This window comes from Priestia taiwanensis, from assembly GCF_014638355.1.
GTDB classification, from domain to species: Bacteria; Bacillota; Bacilli; order Bacillales; family Bacillaceae_G; genus Priestia_D; species Priestia_D taiwanensis.
Genome location: NZ_BMFK01000001.1, coordinates 1887172 through 1906404, shown reverse-complemented (window position 1 = coordinate 1906404; position 19233 = coordinate 1887172). Strand labels below are relative to the sequence as shown.

Genomic DNA, 19233 nt, shown 5'->3' with positions numbered 1-19233 from the left:
TATAATTAGTGGCATGTGTGTATTTTAAGAAAATGTGGAGGAACAAAAATGGCAGATTGGCTAATAGGTATCATTATGGGTATCGTAGAAGGCTTAACAGAGTTCTTACCTGTGTCATCTACGGGCCATTTAATTTTGACAGCAGAAATCTTAAATTTCCAAGACGACCCTCGTGCTTCAATCTTTGAAGTTGTGATTCAACTTGGATCAATTTTGGCAGTTGTAGTTGTATTCTGGAAACGATTATGGTCGATTGTTGGTGTGAAGACAGAAGGGTATAAAAGCTCTCGTCTGAACGTATTACATATCATCTTAGGTGGTATTCCAGCGATTGTTGTAGGACTATTATTACATGATTGGATTAAGGCAAACTTATTCAGCATGGAAACAGTACTAGTGAGTTTAGTTGCTGGTGGTATTCTAATGATTGCGGCGGAAGTGCTTCCAAAAGGGCCGAAAATCGAATCATTAGATGATATGACGTACAAGCAAGCATTCACAATTGGTCTATTCCAAGTATTAGCATTATGGCCAGGATTCTCTCGTTCTGGTTCAACAATGTCTGGTGGTATGTTCGCTGGCGTATCTCGTAAAACAGCAGCAGAATTCTCATTCATCTTAGCTGTACCGATGATGGTTGGGGCAAGTGGACTTGATATTGTGAAGAACTTAGACAAGCTATCAACAGCAGATTTAACGTTATTCGCATCAGGTTTCGTCACAGCGTTCATCGTTGCGATGTTTGCAATCTTCGGATTCTTAAAATTATTAGAAAGCGTGAAGTTAACGACGTTCGCAATTTACCGCTTCATCTTAGCAATTGCTTTCTATATCGTATTCATCATGTAAGAAGTGGCGTATGCCGCTTCTTTTTTTATTATTTATAATGAGCAAGTATACACTCCGAGTGGGCGCTTTCCGCGAGCGAGAGTGAGCCTCCTCGGAAAGCCTGCGGGGTCTCCCTTTTCCATCTCTTATTTAATGATGAATCCTTTCTTTAATATGTGGAAAAGTATGGACGATTTTTTATTGATAATTAGTTGTTAACTATTTGTAATCCGACCAACCATCTTTCGTATGGACGCGTAGAATTTCGCCTTTTCCTGTGAAAAATTCAATTGTTTCCCCGTTTTTTTCGTAGGTGATGAGTGGAAGTTTAATCTCTAGTTGATTGTAGTGGGGATTGTCCACCATGATATCTAAGTTGGAGTACATATCTATTGCTGCTTTTAACATTTCGTCGCTAAGGGATTGATTTTCTTCTCGTAAGTCATTTGCGAGTTCTCGTTGGTTTCGTTCGAGCCAATATAGGTCGTCTTTCGTCACAATTTTCGTCACGTACTTTTCCGTCCTTTTTTCAGATGGTAAGAAAATAAGGGTGAAAATGAAAGCAAGGAACAGAAATAAAAGGATTCCTTCTTTCTGTTTAACCAACAAAATTCCCTCCATTTATCGCTAGATTGTATTCACCCATTTATGCAGAGATGAATATGCTTTTTTGTATTCGACAACGCTGTACAGAATCCTTTTTCCTAATTTTTTAATTTTGGTGATATATGTGTAATGAATGAAATATATAATGTGGTGGAAGAACATAAAAACAAAAGGGAGGGGAGTCCGTCTGTCAGATTCGAGAAACACCTTTTGAATATATGAAATCTTTATATGAAATATACATAGCTGTGTTGTACGATGTTGTGACAACGGGAAATGAATGAGTGAAGTGGGAAGCATAGGAAAGAAGGAGCGTGAAAGCCTTCTAAACTGGAAGCGAATATTCCTTGCATTAGCGATTGGAGTTATCACAATTTGTGTGTTAGTTAGCTTATCGTATACAGATAAGAAGAAACATAAAGAAGAAAGTCTACTCGCTATGGATGAGCAAGAACTACTAAAAACAGAGGAAGAATTGCGTAATCATCAAGGGGACGAACAGTCGAAGGTGGAAATTGAAAATCGTCTAGCGCAAGTGAAGCTTCGTTATGAACGACATCTCCAACTGGCACAAGGCGATTGGAAATCGATTATTCAAGAAGAGATAAAGGCCGCCGAAGAAATACTGAAAGATCAGGATATAGATGTGTACATGAGAGCCGAAGTAGGGAAAAAACTGAAAGAGCATCAGTATTATATAGAGAAGGATGTACGACCGTTTTTTGAATTACCAGGTCAAACAAGGTCTGCTTCACGAGAGTTTATTAGTCTTTATTCTGTATTAGGGACACTCGTACTCCCAGGATTAGTCATCTTCCTAGTGACGAGTAATGTTGTTGGTCGAATGAAGACAGCGATTGGCACGTGGTGTATGAATAGTAGTATTGTCTTTATTTTTTCGCTTCTATTTTATGCTATAGTGTGGCTTTTATTAAGTGTTATATATGGCTTTTCCTTAGGGGTGTTTGAAGCGAGGTGGCTTGATATTGAAACAACAATAGTACTGGATGTAAGCGGTGATAGTGGTCATATACAACGATTAGCACGTCAAAATATAGACTACGCATACCTTGTGCCAAGTTGGTTATTTATTCTTTATATGATTGGATTATCGACATTTGGGATGATTGTTGTCGCAACAATCGCATTCCTATGTAGGACGTTATCAAAAGCAATAGGTGCAGGGTTAGCATTCATTGTACTTCTCATCGGTGAGGCAATCTCTCGTTCCGTAGAGGAATCGACGTGGTTATTCTCCTATCATTTAAATATTTGGCCAGGTGAGATGGTCCCACCGATGATAACAAGTATTGTTGTCTTAAGTATTTGGCTAATCGCAGCATTAATCCCATCACTTTTTGTCTATGCAAAACGTGATGTTTCACATAGATGAAGAAGAGACACCTTTGTCAGTAGATGAAGGTGTTTTTTGATATACTTCTAGATAAAAAGAAAAGGGCGGAATGAGATGGAGCAATATGAATTTACGGATGAATATGTAAGAAGAATGATAGAACGCACGATACGTAATGAACAAACACATAATCAATTAGCAGAATGGTGTTGCCGCTATGTACGGGAGGTAGAACATAACGACTATATCGAACCGAAGCCATTGAGTGAACATGTAGCAGAGGTAGTCAATGATATTGATACTCAGTGGGAGTTGTACCTTGTGAATACATTCGATGTTTCGGAATTAGCAACGTTGGATTTGCAGACGGTACAAATGCCAGAAGAATGGCTTGTTAATTGGTATAAAAAGTGTTAGAAGCATAGAATTTCCTCCTCGTGATGAGGAGGTTTTTTCTTAAGAATTAATGAAGAATGCCTTCAATTAGCCCTTATTTCTTAAGAGTTTCTGAAGATTGCTCGAATCCCCTATTATTCCACTAGAAAACATGTATAATATGGAAACATAAGGGAACTGTCTCGTGAAGGAGGAGAAATATGTCGTATGTATTAGAAGTGAAAAATGTAAAAAAGAAAATTGGTAATAAGTTAATTGTGAAAGGCTTGAACATGACGATTGGAGAAGGTGAGGTATATGGATTCATCGGACCAAACGGTGCGGGGAAAACGACAACAATTCGAATGCTTGTCGGGTTAATCCGCCCAAGTGAAGGGGAAATTCTCATTGGTGGCCATAACGTCCAGAGCGATCGCAGTAATGCTCTTTCACAAGTTGGTGCAATTGTTGAGAATCCTGAACTGTACGGAGACATGTCTGGTCGAAAGAACTTGCTTCACTATGCACGATTAGCGAGAGTGCCGAAGAAAGAAATAGATACACGTATTAATGAAATGGCGAAGCTAGTAGAGTTAGACAAACGCCTTGATGATAAAGTGCGTACATATTCACTTGGAATGCGTCAGCGTCTTGGTATCGCACAGGCGTTAATTGGGAACCCATCGCTACTTATTTTAGACGAGCCGACGAATGGACTTGATCCAAATGGTATTCGTGATTTCCGTGCGCTTATTAAGAAAATTTCGAGCTCTGGAATTTCTGTTTTTATTTCAAGTCACTTACTAAGTGAAATTGAGATGATTTGTGACCGCGTGGCGATTTTGAAAGAAGGAGCGGTCGTTGTTGAGAAGCAAGTGTCTGACTTACTTGTGGCAGAGGAGCAATACGATTTCAAAGTAGATGATATAAAACGTGCGATAGAAGCGCTGACAGGTACAGCATATGTTACCACGGCAATCGATGCCCGAACGGTTCGTATTGATGTAACAGAAGAGAACATTCCAGCCATCGTCGAGATGTTCGTACAGAATGGTGTGAAAGTGTACGGCATTCAAGTGGAGAAAGAGACATTAGAAGATAAATTCTTGAACATCGTTGAAAATTTGCAGGAGGTGAACTAACGTGGGAGATGTATTAGCTGTTGTACAGAATGAATGGATGAAATTAAAGCATCGTAGAAGATTGCTTGTTGTATTGGCAATTGCGATTCTGATGCTTTGTGCATTGACAGGAATTACATATATAGATGCAAAGAGAAGTGAGGAATGGAGAAATCCTCTGAACCAATTAAAGAATCAAATTGAAATGTATGAAGCAGACTTACGCAACTTTGACAGTGCTAGTGTTACTGAAGGAGGCCGTATGCACGGCGGATCAAAGGAAGAGTTAGAAGCACAGCTTACGAATGTGAAAAAGGAGTACGAACGTGCAAAAGAGTTTGCAACTGGTGATTGGAAGGCCGTTTTACAAGAAGAGAAAAAAGAAGCCGAAGCAATTATAAAAGATCCAAATGTTTCTAAAGAGGAGAAATCCTATAAAATAGAAGAGTTAGAGAGAATTAACTATCACTTAGAAAATGATGTGAAGCCACTAAGAGGATTGGGAACATCGGGGTATAATGAGTTACAAAATATGAACGGAGCTCTTGTTATGTTATTTGTCCCATTTCTTGTCATTTTCTTAGTGGCGGATATGGTATCGAGTGAATCTTCTTCAGGTACGATTAAGCTCTTGTTAATTCGTCCAATTTCTCGTTTCAAAATTTTACTCGGAAAGTGGATTGTTAGCATTCTGGCAACGATTCTCTTCTCGGTTGTGTTCTATACGTTATTATGGGTAATGTTAAGCATCATATTTGGATTCACAACAGGAATGTACGAACCGCAGTGGTTAAATGTAGTGACAGAAACAATCTCAAGAGTAGATGAGTTTGGTAAGAGTAGTATGCAAACAATTCAACATTATGATAATGCGTATCTCATACCAAGTTGGTTATACCTCATCTATCTGATAGGAATGTCAACGGTCGCAATGATTCTTATTGCCACGATTGCTTTCTTCTGTACGACGATTTTCAAAACAGTAATTATGAGTACAGGTGTAGCATTCGTTGTCGTCGTAGTTGGTATGGTGTTGAATATGGTTATTCAAGCACCATCAAATAAATTATGGTTATTCACGAATCATTTAGACTTAATGCAACATTGGTCAGGAACTACAGTTCAAGCATCATTAACGACAGGCTTCATGGTATTAGGAATTTGGCTCGTTGTAGCAATTGTTCCGACGTTCTATGTTTTCACAAAACGCGATGTATTTAACGCGTAGAAACGAGGATAGGTGCAACAGGACAACGCCTACTGAATAAAGTGATAGAAAAAACAAGTAGGTGGAATGTGGTGAAGAAAAAGACGCCATCTAGAACGTCCTTAAATGAACAAATAAATGGAGAAAATGAGATAACCATCGTCCCAAGTTTAAAAATTGCGTTAATAGCTGACATTATTATTGCAATAGGATACGCAATGGAAGTATATGCAGCAAGATTAGAAATTGATGAAGCCATCGAAGAACAAACAGAGCAAAAAGAAATAGATAAAGCAACAGAGATTCAAATGAAATCGATGCAGGAGCAACTAGATAAATTGCAGCGAAGACTTGATAAAATGCAGTCATCATGAATAGAAATACCTTCATCCAGTTTGGGTGAAGGTATTTTTTATATTTTGTCGAAATATACAGGAATTGGGAGGGGGATGTATGATGTATAAACGACAAACATATGAGATAACTCCAGAAATGTACGAGGCATGTACGGTATTTTTTCATACATATGTATTACCAAATCAATTCACACAAGGTGCTACGTTAGTAGGCAGGTGGGTAACAGCAGATAAGACAGAAATTACGGTTATATGGGAATATACGAGTCACGAAGTGTATGAACGTACGGAACATCCATATGCGGAAGAAGAACGTAGTTTGTACCGGAGTATGAAGGAAGAATTTCTCGAATCGACAGACAATTATGCATATCCAACACATATTGTCGCCGTGAGTGGGCTTATTCGAAATGAACAAGGCGAAGTATTACTTGTACAAGTTAATAACCGTAGTGATACATGGGAAACGCCAGGTGGACAAGTGGAGCGTGGTGAAACGTTGGAGGAAGCACTTCGCCGAGAAGTAAAAGAAGAAACGGGTGTTGATATTGCAGTAGGGGAAATGATTGGCGTCTATCAAAATATGACGATGGGCTTGTATTCTATCTTGTTCCAAGCAACGTACGTAGGAGGCGAGATTGCAATTCAACCAGAAGAAATAAAAGAAGCAGCATTTGTACCATTAACAATTGATAATATTGCTTCGTATATTACTAGGCCACATATGAGGAAACGAACAGAGGATGCTTTGCAGGGGAGAAATAATGTGTACGAAGCATTTACACTGCAACCGTATAAAACTGTAGTAGGGGGCGAAAGAGGATGATTCATGTACGCAAAACATATGAAATAAATCCAGATATGTATGAGGCATGTCATGCATTTTTTCATACGTATGTGTTGCCAAACAGCATCAAACAAGGTGCGTGGTTAATTGGGAGATGGGTAACAGCTGATAAAAGAGAAATAACAGAAATATGGCAATACATAAGTAAAGAAGCGTATGAGCGGGGTAAATATGATGTTCCTTCTAATTTGTACATAGAACAGAAAGAAGAGATGTTAGAATCAACAGGAGCATATCACCCTCCAACCCATACGGTCGCCGTGACTGGACTTATTCGAAATGAGCAAGGCGAAGTGTTACTTGTCAAAGTGAAAAAGCGTAACGATTCGTGGGAAGCGCCAGGCGGGCAAGTCGAGCGTGGCGAGACACTTGAAGAAGCATTCCGCCGTGAAGTGAAAGAGGAGACAGGTGTTGACATAGAAGTTGGAGAGATGATTGGTGTCTACCAAGTAGTGGAACGAAGCGTCTATATCATCATGTTCTATGCGACGTGTAAGAGCTGTGAGATTACTATTCAGCCAGAAGAAATCGAAGAAGCAGCGTTCATACCACTAACGATGGACAATATCGCTGAGTATATGCCTCGTCCTGGTATAAGAGGAAGAATAGAAGATGGCTTGCTAGGAAAGAAGAACGTGTACCGTGCATATAGGATAGATCCATATAAAATAGTAGCGGAGATTGTTCGTTAAGGAAGAAAAAAGCACTGATATACCAAAAGAAGCAAGCATTGCACTAGGCGTTACTTACTTCTTTTGGTGATCTTTTGCTGTCATATAGGAACAAGATAGCGAGTAGACCGAATGTCGTAACGGATTCGATGAGAAGGGATGCTTCACCTTGTATACCGATTACTTCTAAGATGATTTTAGGTCCTGTTAAGATAAGCGGTACGCCAATCCATATCCAGCTCTTTTCTTTCCATGCTACAAGTGTAAAGAAAAGGAGACAACTAGCAACAACTAGCCAGCGGTATGCTCCGTCAACAACGATAATTGGCTCCATGATGAAGCGGTCTACTAAAGCGACAATAAGTGTCGTGATACATGTAACAAAAAGGAAAAGGTATAGAATAGCAAAGCCTTTCCATTTTGAGCGGAACGAAGATGTACGGACACCGATTATAAGTAGGATACTATTTACGACGAATATCACTGGATATCCAATAATGCCAAGCAGCGAGAAGCTTAATTCCCCGCGTATAGCAGGAGTCATTAATGTATACGCAACAAAGCTGAAGAAGACAAGTGGGAGATAATATATCCACCCTTTTTCGACATTCATTTCCCGGGAAAGTTCATCCGCATATTGCTTTGGGTGTTCGCCAAATACGTCTTGTACTGTTTTTCCATTTGCCTCTGCTTCAAGAAGATGGGCTTCCGCTTCTTCGATGAATTCTAGTCGTTGTTTGTCACTAACGCCTTTTGTGAGCAAGTAGCCACTTAGGTCACAAATGAATAATTCGCCTTCTTTCGATAGTTTCATGTGTGTGCCTCCTTAAGCTAACCTTTTATTAGTAGATAAAAGCTTATATAAGATACCAAATATAATGCCTACTACGATTCCCAACCAGATTGGTGTAGCGATAGTTAGTACTTCCGCTTTTTTTTAATGCCAAATATCCTTTTGTCGTAGCTGTACCAAGTATCCAGTACAGAACGAATAATGCTCCGTTGAAGAGCTGTGAACCAAGTCTTTTCTTCATGACAGCTGTTTTTCGTGAATGTTTTGGCGATAGAAAAAGCATAATCGATGCAAGAAGTATAATTAAGAGAATACCTAATGGGTTGACGATAAACGTTTGTGCATTTGTTTCAGCTTGATTAAGGAAGAAGGATACAATCGTATCGACGATAAGAATAAAAGAAAGCATAAACATATATACAAACAAGGAATCATTTACTCGCTGCCAAAAAGTTGGTTTTGGAAGTGCCTCGATAAGCTCATCACAGTATTTTTTTGGCTCTTTTCCAACTACATTAAAAGCTGTTTTTCCATTCTTCTGTGCTTCAAGGAGGTGATCAAGTACATCCATTAGCACTTCCTCTGAATGATAATCAATAAGATTTGCAGCTCGTACATACTACAACATTTGTTCATATATTTCTTTGTTTTCTTCGGTTAATTATGCCCGTTGTTCACGGTTAAGTAGACTTAGCTTTCATTCATTCATTATCATCTCTCCTTTACATCGTAGTAGTGCTACGAGAGAATCATTTGCTCGTATACCGCTTTTTTTGTGAGCACGTTTTCGCGATTGAGTAGGCTTATTTCATATATGTTTATTGCTATATCCTATTATTTTTCTCGCCTATTGAACGAAATTTTATATAATGCGTATGACAAGATACTTAGCAGAATCCCAAGCCCTAATGGAACTGAGAAGGTCAACCAGCCGAGCTTTTTAAATAAAATGTTCCCACCAATGACACACCCTATTATGATGCTTGTAATAAGCCACGGTAAGAAAAGAGAGCGAATGGTTTCTTTATCTTGCTTGAATGCAGATTTTCGTATATATTTTTGTGCTAAAACAAGAAGCAAGAAGACGAAGAAAAATTCACATAAGATACCTAATGGATTGATAATAAAGGTTTGAACTTCTTCTCTTGGATGCTCAAAAATACGAGCAATAACAACAGAAATGACTTCAAGGGAAAAGGTAATACAAAGCAAGAGATAAGGAATAAATCGATATGCATATATTTCCTGCCATAATGTATACTTAGGCAGTGCCTCAATCAACTCATCGCAATATTCTTTTGGATTTTTTCCAAATACATCATAAGCTGTTTCACCGTACTCTTGTGCATCAAGTAGATGGTCAAGTACGTCTATTAACACTTCTTCAACATGATGTTCAGCGATACTAGCCATTCTGATGTACACAAGCATATTACTGTAGATTCGTTCATTTTCTTCTGTTAACAATTCACGTTTTTCATTATTCATTTCAATTAACTGTTGTGGATTCATGAATAGTTCCCCCTTTGTTCTAGTCGTTATTCTCGATGTTTCGCGAGTAATTTGCCGACACTCGTTGATAATGCATCCCATCTCGTTATGAATTCGCGCAGTTCTTCATGACCTTTGTCTGTCAGTGAATAATATTTGCGCTTTGGTCCACTTGGCGATGCTTTCATTGTCGTAGAGACTAGTTCGTCTTTTTGCATCCGCATGAGTAGTGGATAAATGCTGCCTTCACTTACCATCGAGAATCCATACAGAGATAATTTCTCTGTCATCTCATAGCCATACGTTTCACCTTCTGCGATAACGGCAAGTAAGCAGCCTTCTAATATTCCTTTTAACATTTGACTAGAAGACATGATGATCTCCTTTCTATCTTGCAAAGCAAGATAGGTGATGAAAAATAAGTATCTTGTTTTACAAGATAGTGGCGTGTAATGGTAACTTGTAATGCAAGATACCATTATTATATGCATCTTTACCGAAATTTGGCAAGTGAAAAGTTCGTGTCGGTATAAAAAGTGAATAACGTCCATAAGAATAAAGAGGGAAGAAAATCGTGTGAAAAAATTTCATTTGAAGATAAAAGGCATGTTCATTTTTCGTTTTCTGCCGTGATGAACATCCCTTTTTCTTTTTGTTTTCACGAGTTCATATGAACTTTTGCGTGAATGTGTCGTAAAAACTAGCCATGAAAAAATTTTTTTTAAATAAATTTTGGATGTTTTTTACGTACTATATTAATAGGAAGAAGTACGTTTTTTTTGTCGAATGGCATGATAATGGTAGGTTTCTCATGGTTGCAACGTATGTTCATAATCTATTAGAATAGTAGTAGGAATACTATATTGGGAATTGCGTATTTTGTCATAATTTGAAGAGGTGCTAAAAAAACCGATGACAATCTCGTCTTTAAGTTATGTGTAAATATGCAATTCTATTCATTTTTATTCAAAAATGAATATGTGGAAGATGTTTTTGGGCGTGGTTTCCATGGATAAATGCGCTTGCACATAGACAAAACTAACAAGACAAAGGAGAGATGACTAATGTACTTTTTCTTTACATTAGCAATCATTTTGCTATGTACGAAACTTGCGGGTGACTTAAGTGTTCGTCTTGGTCAACCGTCTGTACTAGGAAAATTAATTGTAGGTATTATCATCGGCCCAGCGATGTTAAACTGGGTTCCAGAATCAGACATGTTAACACAAATGGCTCAAATCGGTGTTCTATTACTAATGTTCATGGCGGGTCTTGAGACTGATTTAGATGAATTAAACAAAAATCGTAATTCAGCGGTTGCTGTCGCGGTTGGAGGAATCATCTTCCCGTTCCTTCTTGGTGGAGGAGCAGCTTATGCCTTCGGACTTAGCATGGAAACATCAATTTTCATCGGTTTATTACTTTCAGCAACGTCTGTAAGTATTTCGGTTCAAGCATTACGTGATCTTGGTCAATCAGGTTCAAAAGAAAGTACAACAATGCTTGGTGCAGCGATTGTTGATGACATTCTTGTTGTTATCGCACTTGCATTTGCAATGACGTTCTTAGGTGAGGCTGGGGACATCAGCTTATCGATGATTGTTCTGAAGAAATTTATCTTCTTTGCAGCAATTTTCTTCTTAGGTTGGAAAGTAGTACCGTTAGTATTACGCCTATTGTCACCACTTAATGTAACAGAATCATTAATTAGTGCGGCATTAATTATCTGTTTCTCATTTGCATACTTTGCGGAGCAAATGGGTATTGCTGGAATTATCGGAGCGTTTGCTGCTGGTATCGCAATTTCACAAACGAAATACAAGCACGATGTTGAGCATAAGTTAGAGCCAATCGCCTATGCGATTTTCGTGCCAATCTTCTTCGTAAGTGTTGGAGCACAAATTTCATTTGACGGTGTAATGGATAACATGTGGTTCATCGTTGTATTATCAATTGTAGCAATCATTACGAAGCTAGTTGGTGGCGGTCTAGGTGCTCGCTTAACTGGATTCGGCAAAACATCATCATTAGCAATTGGTGCCGGAATGGTATCACGTGGTGAAGTTGCGTTAATCATTGCGACAATGGGATTAGATTCTAAATTATTACCACAAGAATTATTCACGTCGGTTGTTATCGTTGTTATCTTAACAACAATCGTAACGCCACCAATGTTAAAAGTTATTTTTGACAAAAAAGCACGTGAAGATGCAGCGAATAAACAAGCTGTATAAATAGATAAGAAGAAGCTTGCGGTCTATGTACTGCAAGCTTCTTTTTTGGTAGAATAAGGTAAAAATTTGTATTGTAAGGGAGGGAATACAATGATAGCTATACCATTCATCGTTATCATTGTTATGTTGGCGTTAATTGCTTTAGCAATTGTGAAAGGGTCAAATGGAACGTATTCATCGAAAAAAGTGAAGAGTAAGTCAAGTGATTCAGACATTCCTTCACCAGTTTTCTTTTCCCATACTAGTGACAGTGCGAGTTGTGATAGCAGTAGCAGTAGTGGTGGCGACTGCGGCGGAGGAGGCGGAGGAGAATGACAATACTGCACTTCTTAGCATATACATAGTATATGGAGGGGAAGAATATGGTGTGGATTTTATTGTTTTTTCTTCTTGTCGGGTTGACGCTTGTGATTGTATGGACAGGTGGTTCGGATTCTCATTATAAGTCACCGTATTCTTTTTACTGGGATCGCCAACAAATTGATTCCGAAGAAGAAGAGGAGAACCATCAGGAGAAAGATTAAATGTGGGATAAATTGTGCCGAGCCTATACTATAGGTTCGGCGTTTTTGTGTGTATGAAGGACGAAGAGAATGCAAAGGATAAAGGTATTATAGAGGAAAGCAAGGCGTCATAAGATGAAAAAACGATATGTTGTACTTATTTGCAGTTGGTTGTTATGTGTGGCCCCTGTTGTTTCGGGAGAATCGTTGCAACGGAAAGACTTGGAGCGAGGATATCCAGTTGTATGGGAAGCACCGATGAAGGAAAAGCTTATTGCAATTACGTTTGACGATGGACCTGATCCGATTTTCTCGTCGCAAGTGTTAGATGTGCTTAAAGAGCACCAGGCGAAAGCGACGTTCTTTGTCGTTGGTGAATATGCGAAAATGCATCCCGAAATTATAAAGCGAGAGATTGCCGATGGACATGAAGTTGGGAATCATACGTTTACGCACATTGACATTTTAAAGGTAAGCACATCTAAGTTGAAAAAAGAAATTGAGAAAACAGAGCGTATTATTTACCGAGAAGGCGAGCCTGAATTGAAGTTATTTCGCCCACCTCTTGGTAACATTAGTTGGCCGTTAGTAAAGATGATGGAAGAGAAAAATTATAAGGTTGTGCTTTGGTCATGGCATCAAGATACGCGTGATTGGGCTGGACGAGGGGCAGGATCAATGGCAACACAAGTGTTAACGAATCTTCGGAACGGAGACATCATTCTTTTCCATGATGCTGGAGGAGACCGTACGCCAACAGTACAAGCGCTGAAGATGATCTTACCGAAGCTAAAGGAACGAGGATATAAATGCGTGACAGTATCGGAGCTATTAAAGAGTCATCCTACCTATAAAAAATGGTTTTTTGAGCCACCCTTTGGTAATTAACACCGCTAGAATTCTAGCGGTGTTTTTTCGTATGTATATGGGATAGAGGTTGGACTTATATGTACTTTGTGAACATCCATCATGCTATTTTGAGTATCCCATCAAAGAAATATGTGTAGACAATAGCTACTCTTTTCATCTATCGTAACCTGGCTGTCCAATTTAGATAGCAAGTTGAACATAGTGGTTAGGAAACGACAGTTAATCGCTTTATGTTATATAATGGTAATTAGGCAGGCGTTATGAATTCACATTTTCACATCACTAGTATATGTTTGGTATGAAAAAGGAGGAATACAACGTGTCAAAGGTACTCTTTATGAATGGGCCGGCTGAAGGACATATGAATCCTACATTGGGCTTGGTTGAGGAATTAATTCGCCGCGGGGAAGAAGTTGTTTATTTCACGACAGAAGAATTTCAAGACAAGATTGAAAAGACGGGTGCGACATTTCGCTCTTATGAAAACTACATGAAAATATTACCCCCACCTACTATGCCAGACTTTACCCTCATGCATTTATTACAAATTTTATTACGTTCATCTGAAATCATCGTTCCTACAGTATTGGAGAAAACAAAAGGTGAGAAATTTGACTATATTATTCACGATTCAATGTTCGGGAGTGGAAGGATGCTTGCGCAATTATTAAAAATCCCTTCCGTGTCATCTGTTACGTCATTTGCTTTTCAAGGGTTGGATAATTTTCCTCCTGAAGTGATTGGGCCTAAAGAGTTTCTTGATGAAACAAAAGCATTGGCTAGTGAAATTTCGCAAAAGTTCCAATTAGAAACACCGAGTTTAGATGAAATATTTTTCAGTTATGGTGATTTGAACATTGTATACACATCAAGATTATTTCAGCCTTTTTCGGAAGGGTTTGGAGATGAATTTGTTTTTGTGGGTCCATCTATCACCGATCGTCAAGAAGATATAGAGTTTCCATTTGCTGAATTAGAAAAGAAGAAGGTTATTTATATATCTTTTGGGACGGTAGTAAACGAAAATATTGACTTTTATCATACTTGTTTTGAGGCACTTCGTGATTTTGATGGGAAAGTTATTTTGTCTGTTGGAACGCGTATTGACCTTCAGTTGCTCGGAGATATTCCTTCAAACTTCATTGTAAAACGTTATGTGCCACAATTAGACGTATTAAAGTATACAGATTTGTTTATCACACACGGAGGCATGAATAGTACGAGTGAAGCATTGTATTATCATGTACCGTTACTTGTAATTCCACAAACGTCAGATCAACCGTTCATTGCAGCAAGAGTTGCGGAGCTCGGAGCAGGTGTTTCTATTTTTACGTCACCAGTTACTGCTCACAATTTAAGAGAAGCGGTACAAACGGTCCTCAGAGATACGTCTTTTCAGAAGAACAGTACAATGATTGGTGAATCATTTAAAGAAGCAGGTGGATTTACGCGGGCTGTAGATAAGATTTTTACATTTAAAAAATTGCACAACATACGTGGATAATGCTTGTGGGAGGAGCGTAGAAAATACTTTTTGCGAAAGGGGATAGTTGTGTGAAGAGGAAAAAGTTTTTGATTGGATGGGTTGTCGTTATGTTGTTACTGATAATGGGATGTGAGAACGAAGGAAATCAAGATACACACTTGTATAAACGAGCTATTCATGTTGAAAAGCAAGTTGGTGATAGTGGCAACTATGAACAAATTCGCAAAGTACAAGAAGGAAAAGAAGTGAAAAGATTAAAAGATGCATTAGATCAAAGTGAATGGCAGAAAGAAAAGATACAGATGAATCGTCCACCAAATTATCAATTTATATTTGCATTTAAAAATACTCAAATTACAGATGACCCCGTACAATACAAAGTATGGATTACGCCAGATCATCGTCAATTAGAAGTTGTGAGCGGAGATAGTGCATATACAAAGCTACCGATAGAACAGTCTGCCACAGTGTTTGAAGTGCTAACAGGAGAGAAGTTAGAGCAATAAGATGCATGATATTTGTTTACTAGCATGCAACATTAGAGTCATCTCATAAAAGAGGGATACATTCATGGCTACACTAGGATTAATGTTTGCGATGATTGTTACGACGGTGGCGTTTTTGTTCTAACGAGCTTCGCTAAAAAAGAAACTCAGAGTTGAACTCTGAGTTTTTTCACGTTTGTATCCATCCTTGTTCGTATGCATAGCATGCAAGTTGGACACGGTTCTCTAAGTGTAGCTTCTGCAAAATATTCTTTAAATGGTTCTTCACCGTATGTTCTGAGATGAAGAGTATATCAGAAATTTCACGATTTGTTTTTCCTTTCGCTACGAGATGAAGGACATCTTGTTCGCGATTAGAAAGAGGGTTTTGTTTCGTGTCTTTCGTCTTTTGTTTCGATATTTCTTCAATAATTTGAAAGGCGAGTTCTTTTGAAAGAGGAACTTCATCCATCGCAAATGCTTTTAAATGTTCGTACCAATTGGCAGCGTAAATATTTTTCAATAAGTACCCTTGTGCACCGCGCTTTAATGCTTCGAATAAGTGCGTAATATCGTCCGATACGGTAATCATGACGATTTTCACATATGGGAAGCGTGCTTTAATTTGTTTTGTTGCTTCAAGCCCATTTACAATGGGCATTTGAATGTCCATCAAAATTAAGTCCGGCATGAGTTGTTCCGTTAGTCCAATAACTTCTTGTCCGTTCGTTGCCTCACCTACAACTTCAAAGTCATCGTATTCTTCTAATAAATCACGAATGCCTTCGCGAGCATGTTCGTGATCATCTGCGATAATAATTCGATATGGTTGCATCGTTATCCCACCTTTTCAACTTGCACAATGGTTCCAGCATTTGCTTGTTTAATGTATAAGTTCCAGTTCATTTTCGCTGTTCGATCTTTCATGATTTCGAGTCCGTATCCTTTTTGCGGTGTGTGCATAGGGAAGCCAACGCCATCATCTTGGACGATGCACTGCCACCCGTGTTCTGTCTTTACGCTTTGAATCCATAATTGTTTACAGTTTGCATGTTTCATCGCGTTTGTAATGGCTTCTTTTATACATGCGAATAGCGTAACTTTTTCTTTCGGGCTAATAAGTTCTTCTTGTATCGTCCAGTCGAAATGGACAGTGATGTCGCTTTCATATTTTACTTTGTCAATAAACTCTTGTAAGGAGCTAATTAATGAAAAAGGTTGTGGCGACGGTGTTTCACGTAAATTTTTAATCGATTGGCGCACATCTTCGTGGACGTGCTGCAATGTTTGGACCATTTTTTGATAATGTTCGTGGTCTTGTAAGTTCAATTCTTTCTTTAATTTGTTCATTTTTACCGATAACAAAAAGAGTGACTGCGCGATGCCGTCGTGTAACTCACGCGCAATATTTTCACGTTCTTCTAAGGATGATTTTAAGGCACGTTCTTGTTTCAGTTCTTCTTGGCTTCGTTCCATGTGACGGAATAACTTTAGTAATGGAAAGACTGTCACGAAGAAGACGATGAATGGCGATAAGACGTTTCCTAAGTCCATCGATAAATATGGTAGTAGAAATTCGTGGCGAACATATTCCCACATCCCAATGGCGAACGGAGGTATTAATAGAATCAATGCTTTAATCTGCTTGTCTGTCATATGAAAATTCCCCTATCCTTTGAATTTCTATCTCTTATTTTAATAGAAAAAATATCAGAATACTATTAATTCGGAAAGAATAGCCCTATGTAGCTATAGTGAAAATGGTAGCAAATGATTTATAGTAGTATGTGGGGAATGTAATACTATTTATATACAGAGGAGATTGAAACGATGAAAAAGTGGTTAATCGCAATGTCAGCTATCGTACTAGTGTTATCAGCATGTACGAAAGAAGAGAAAAAAGAAGAAGCGAAAGCAGAAGATGTGGCACCTCAGCCGTTAAAAGTAGAAGTGAAAACAAATCCAGAAACATTAAAAGCAAATGAAAAAATAGAAATTCAAGCGATTGTAACACAAGGCGAGAAGAAAGTGACAGACGCTAGTGAAGTGTTATTCGAAATTAAGCATAACGATAAGAGCGAGAAAATCGAAGCGAAGCATAAAGGTGATGGTGTATACACAATCGAGAAAACATTTGAGGCAGACGGTGTGTACAGTGTAATCCCGCATACAACTGCAAATGGCATGCACACAATGCCAACAGTAGAATTAACAGTAGGTGCTGGTGAGAAGAAAGCAGAAGGTCACGGCCATGGGGGGCACGGCGGTGATACAGCGTTACACTTCATGCAACCAAAAGATGTGAAAGTGAATGCAGATACAACATTAACAATGCACGTACAGCATAAGAAAGAAGCGTTAGCGGGCGCAAAAGCAAAGTTTGAGATTTGGAAAGATGGCAAAGAAAAGCATGAGTTCGTAGAGGCGAAAGAAACGAAAGCTGGTGAGTATCAAGCAGTAACGAAATTCGCTGAAGCAGGTACATACAATGTGAAATTACATGTAGAAAAAGGCGAAATCCACGAACACATCGAAGAGAAAATCGAAGTGAAGTAAGAGTGAGGACTGTCCATGTGAGTGGGCAGTCTTTTTTATAAGGAGAAAGCTACTGAGGGGGAAACAGTGTGGGAGTTGCGAAAGAAGAAGTTGGATCACTAGAGTCATCAAAACGACGCACGAGGGCTGCCATATACCAAACGGTGTGGAGATGGCACTTTTACGCAGGTCTTATTTTTTCACCGTTTTTAATTATTCTTGCGTTTAGTGGTGGGGTGTATGTATTTAAGCCACAGATTGAGTCGGTTTTGTATAAGGATCAGTATTATGTACAAGAAGTGGGCGAGAAAAGCTTACCTTATTCGACACTTGTATCGAATGTGCAAGATGAATATCCTGATGGAACGATACGGTTTGTGAAGCAGTATGAGGAAGTGAATCGAACAATAGAAGTGGGTTTACTAGAAGATGAGCATATGTCTTCTGTGTTTGTTGATCCATATAGTGGGGCTATTACTGGAAGTATTAACAATGAAGAGCGATTTACTGAAATATTTGTGAAGCTACATAGTGAATTAATTGTTGGAGGAACGGCGGCGAATTACCTTGTTGAACTTGCTGCGTGTTGGGCAATTATTTTATTAATTACAGGTCTTTACGTATGGTGGCCACGAAATAAAGCATCGGTTTGGGGAACAATTTTACCAAGGTTACGTAGTAAAGGAAAGACATTTTGGCGTGACATGCATGCTGTGCCAGCGTTTTGGTTATCGATCGGTATTCTATTATTAATTATGACAGGGTTGCCATGGTCAGCTGTATTAGGTCCACAAATTCAAAAAGTATCTGTTCCGCCGGAATATGGATATAGTTACGGAGAGAAGCCGACATCGATTACGTATACGAAAGATGTAGCAGTTGATATTCCATGGGCAAACGAAACGTTACCAGTACCATCATCAACGGTTGGGGAGTACGTACCATTAACAGTAGATGAGATTCATTCTATCGCAAAGAGTTCGAATATTGCTACACCTTATGCGGTTTCCATGCCAGCTGGCAAAGAAGGTGTATATATCATTTCAAGCAGCTATATTCCAAATGATTTAGCAACGATTCACGTCGATCAATATAGCGGTGCAATTCTTAGTGACGTTCGTTTCGCTGATTTTGGTCTAGGTGCGAAGTTAGTCGAAACTGGAATCGCCTTCCACGAAGGACGATTATTTGGACTAGCTAATCAATTACTCGGTTTAGTCATTTGTGTAGGACTTATTTTCATTATCGTTAGCTCATTCGTTATGTGGCGAAAGCGCAAGCCAGAAGGAAAACTTGGTGCACCTTCTAAGTCGAAGGATAAGAAAGTTACACGTACAGTGTTCTTCATCATGTTAGTGCTTGGTATAGTGATGCCTCTTGTTGGAATTTCCATCCTTGTTGTATGGTTGCTAGACTTTTTTGTGTTATCAAAAGTAAAACAACTACACCAATGGTTTAATTGAGGAGGATT

23 protein-coding genes are annotated in these 19233 nt (G+C 38.7%); 16 read left to right on the top strand and 7 right to left on the bottom strand.

Going from position 1 to position 19233, the window contains the following annotated elements:
* The first annotated feature begins 48 nt into the window (after positions 1-48).
* On the top strand, positions 49-849 hold the full coding sequence (gene bacA, locus IEV41_RS09845) for an undecaprenyl-diphosphate phosphatase (RefSeq protein WP_188388214.1): 801 nt from the start codon (positions 49-51) through the stop codon (positions 847-849).
* 198 nt (positions 850-1047) lie between these two features.
* On the opposite strand, the gene IEV41_RS09840 is transcribed toward bacA, so the two are convergent.
* The gene (locus IEV41_RS09840) at positions 1048-1434 is read right to left on the bottom strand and encodes a hypothetical protein (RefSeq protein WP_188388213.1); all 387 of its coding nucleotides are present in this window, start codon (positions 1432-1434) and stop codon (positions 1048-1050) included.
* A 280-nt stretch (positions 1435-1714) separates the two neighbouring features.
* Here IEV41_RS09840 and IEV41_RS09835 point away from each other — a divergent pair, with 280 nt between their 5' ends.
* The 7 genes from IEV41_RS09835 (at position 1715) to IEV41_RS09805 (ending at position 7386) form a co-directional block, all read left to right on the top strand.
* Positions 1715-2827: a hypothetical protein gene (locus IEV41_RS09835; protein ID WP_188388212.1), complete on the top strand. Its 1113-nt coding sequence runs from the start codon at positions 1715-1717 to the stop codon at positions 2825-2827.
* Between the two features lie 75 nt (positions 2828-2902).
* Positions 2903-3205: a hypothetical protein gene (locus IEV41_RS09830; RefSeq protein ID WP_188388211.1), complete on the top strand. Its 303-nt coding sequence runs from the start codon at positions 2903-2905 to the stop codon at positions 3203-3205.
* A 179-nt stretch (positions 3206-3384) separates the two neighbouring features.
* On the top strand, positions 3385-4305 hold the full coding sequence (locus IEV41_RS09825; protein WP_188388210.1) for an ABC transporter ATP-binding protein: 921 nt from the start codon (positions 3385-3387) through the stop codon (positions 4303-4305).
* A gap of 1 nt (position 4306) precedes the next feature.
* Positions 4307-5512 carry an ABC transporter permease gene (locus IEV41_RS09820; protein ID WP_188388209.1) on the top strand — a complete coding sequence of 402 codons (1206 nt, stop codon included), beginning with the start codon at positions 4307-4309 and terminating at the stop codon, positions 5510-5512.
* 71 nt (positions 5513-5583) lie between these two features.
* A complete protein-coding gene (locus IEV41_RS09815) occupies positions 5584-5865 on the top strand; it encodes a hypothetical protein (protein WP_188388208.1) in 282 nt (93 codons plus the stop codon).
* A 79-nt stretch (positions 5866-5944) separates the two neighbouring features.
* On the top strand, positions 5945-6673 hold the full coding sequence (locus tag IEV41_RS09810) for an NUDIX hydrolase (RefSeq protein ID WP_229722185.1): 729 nt from the start codon (positions 5945-5947) through the stop codon (positions 6671-6673).
* Positions 6670-7386 carry an NUDIX hydrolase gene (locus IEV41_RS09805; RefSeq protein WP_188388207.1) on the top strand — a complete coding sequence of 239 codons (717 nt, stop codon included), beginning with the start codon at positions 6670-6672 and terminating at the stop codon, positions 7384-7386. The genes IEV41_RS09810 and IEV41_RS09805 overlap by 4 nt, the downstream gene beginning before the upstream one ends.
* Before the next feature lie 43 nt (positions 7387-7429).
* Here the strand turns inward: IEV41_RS09805 and IEV41_RS09800 are convergent, their stop codons facing one another.
* The 4 genes from IEV41_RS09800 to IEV41_RS09785 form a co-directional block, all read right to left on the bottom strand.
* Positions 7430-8179 carry an HAAS domain-containing protein gene (locus tag IEV41_RS09800; RefSeq protein WP_188388206.1) on the bottom strand — a complete coding sequence of 250 codons (750 nt, stop codon included), beginning with the start codon at positions 8177-8179 and terminating at the stop codon, positions 7430-7432.
* Between the two features lie 43 nt (positions 8180-8222).
* Positions 8223-8756, bottom strand: a complete 534-nt coding sequence (locus tag IEV41_RS09795; protein ID WP_268235141.1) for a DUF1129 family protein — start codon at positions 8754-8756, stop codon at positions 8223-8225.
* A 236-nt stretch (positions 8757-8992) separates the two neighbouring features.
* Positions 8993-9670, bottom strand: coding sequence for a DUF1129 domain-containing protein (locus tag IEV41_RS09790; protein WP_188388204.1), 678 nt, complete (start codon positions 9668-9670; stop codon positions 8993-8995).
* Positions 9671-9696: 26 nt separating this feature from the next.
* Positions 9697-10023 carry a PadR family transcriptional regulator gene (locus tag IEV41_RS09785; RefSeq protein WP_188388203.1) on the bottom strand — a complete coding sequence of 109 codons (327 nt, stop codon included), beginning with the start codon at positions 10021-10023 and terminating at the stop codon, positions 9697-9699.
* A 690-nt stretch (positions 10024-10713) separates the two neighbouring features.
* On the opposite strand from IEV41_RS09785, the gene IEV41_RS09780 reads away from it, so the two are divergent.
* From IEV41_RS09780 to IEV41_RS09755, 6 genes are all read left to right on the top strand, one after another.
* Complete coding sequence (locus IEV41_RS09780) at positions 10714-11883, top strand: cation:proton antiporter (RefSeq protein WP_188388202.1); 1170 nt, start codon at positions 10714-10716, stop codon at positions 11881-11883.
* A 90-nt stretch (positions 11884-11973) separates the two neighbouring features.
* Positions 11974-12198 carry a YxzE family protein gene (locus tag IEV41_RS09775; RefSeq protein ID WP_188388201.1) on the top strand — a complete coding sequence of 75 codons (225 nt, stop codon included), beginning with the start codon at positions 11974-11976 and terminating at the stop codon, positions 12196-12198.
* A 47-nt stretch (positions 12199-12245) separates the two neighbouring features.
* Positions 12246-12407 carry a hypothetical protein gene (locus IEV41_RS09770; RefSeq protein WP_188388200.1) on the top strand — a complete coding sequence of 54 codons (162 nt, stop codon included), beginning with the start codon at positions 12246-12248 and terminating at the stop codon, positions 12405-12407.
* Between the two features lie 114 nt (positions 12408-12521).
* Positions 12522-13274 (top strand): polysaccharide deacetylase family protein, encoded by a 753-nt coding sequence (locus IEV41_RS09765; RefSeq protein WP_229722184.1) that lies wholly within the window; start codon positions 12522-12524, stop codon positions 13272-13274.
* Positions 13275-13575: 301 nt separating this feature from the next.
* The gene (locus IEV41_RS09760; protein WP_188388199.1) at positions 13576-14760 is read left to right on the top strand and encodes a macrolide family glycosyltransferase; all 1185 of its coding nucleotides are present in this window, start codon (positions 13576-13578) and stop codon (positions 14758-14760) included.
* Between the two features lie 50 nt (positions 14761-14810).
* Positions 14811-15248: a YhfM domain-containing protein gene (locus IEV41_RS09755; protein ID WP_188388198.1), complete on the top strand. Its 438-nt coding sequence runs from the start codon at positions 14811-14813 to the stop codon at positions 15246-15248.
* Positions 15249-15417: 169 nt separating this feature from the next.
* Here IEV41_RS09755 and IEV41_RS09750 read toward each other — a convergent pair whose 3' ends face one another.
* Positions 15418-16062 (bottom strand): response regulator, encoded by a 645-nt coding sequence (locus IEV41_RS09750; protein ID WP_188388197.1) that lies wholly within the window; start codon positions 16060-16062, stop codon positions 15418-15420.
* A 2-nt stretch (positions 16063-16064) separates the two neighbouring features.
* Complete coding sequence (locus IEV41_RS09745) at positions 16065-16883, bottom strand: sensor histidine kinase (protein WP_188388196.1); 819 nt, start codon at positions 16881-16883, stop codon at positions 16065-16067.
* Positions 16884-17057: 174 nt separating this feature from the next.
* On the opposite strand from IEV41_RS09745, the gene IEV41_RS09740 reads away from it, so the two are divergent.
* Both IEV41_RS09740 and IEV41_RS09735 read left to right on the top strand, forming a co-directional pair.
* Positions 17058-17783 carry a FixH family protein gene (locus tag IEV41_RS09740; protein ID WP_188388195.1) on the top strand — a complete coding sequence of 242 codons (726 nt, stop codon included), beginning with the start codon at positions 17058-17060 and terminating at the stop codon, positions 17781-17783.
* A 68-nt stretch (positions 17784-17851) separates the two neighbouring features.
* Complete coding sequence (locus IEV41_RS09735) at positions 17852-19225, top strand: PepSY-associated TM helix domain-containing protein (RefSeq protein WP_188388194.1); 1374 nt, start codon at positions 17852-17854, stop codon at positions 19223-19225.
* Positions 19226-19233: the final 8 nt, after the last annotated feature.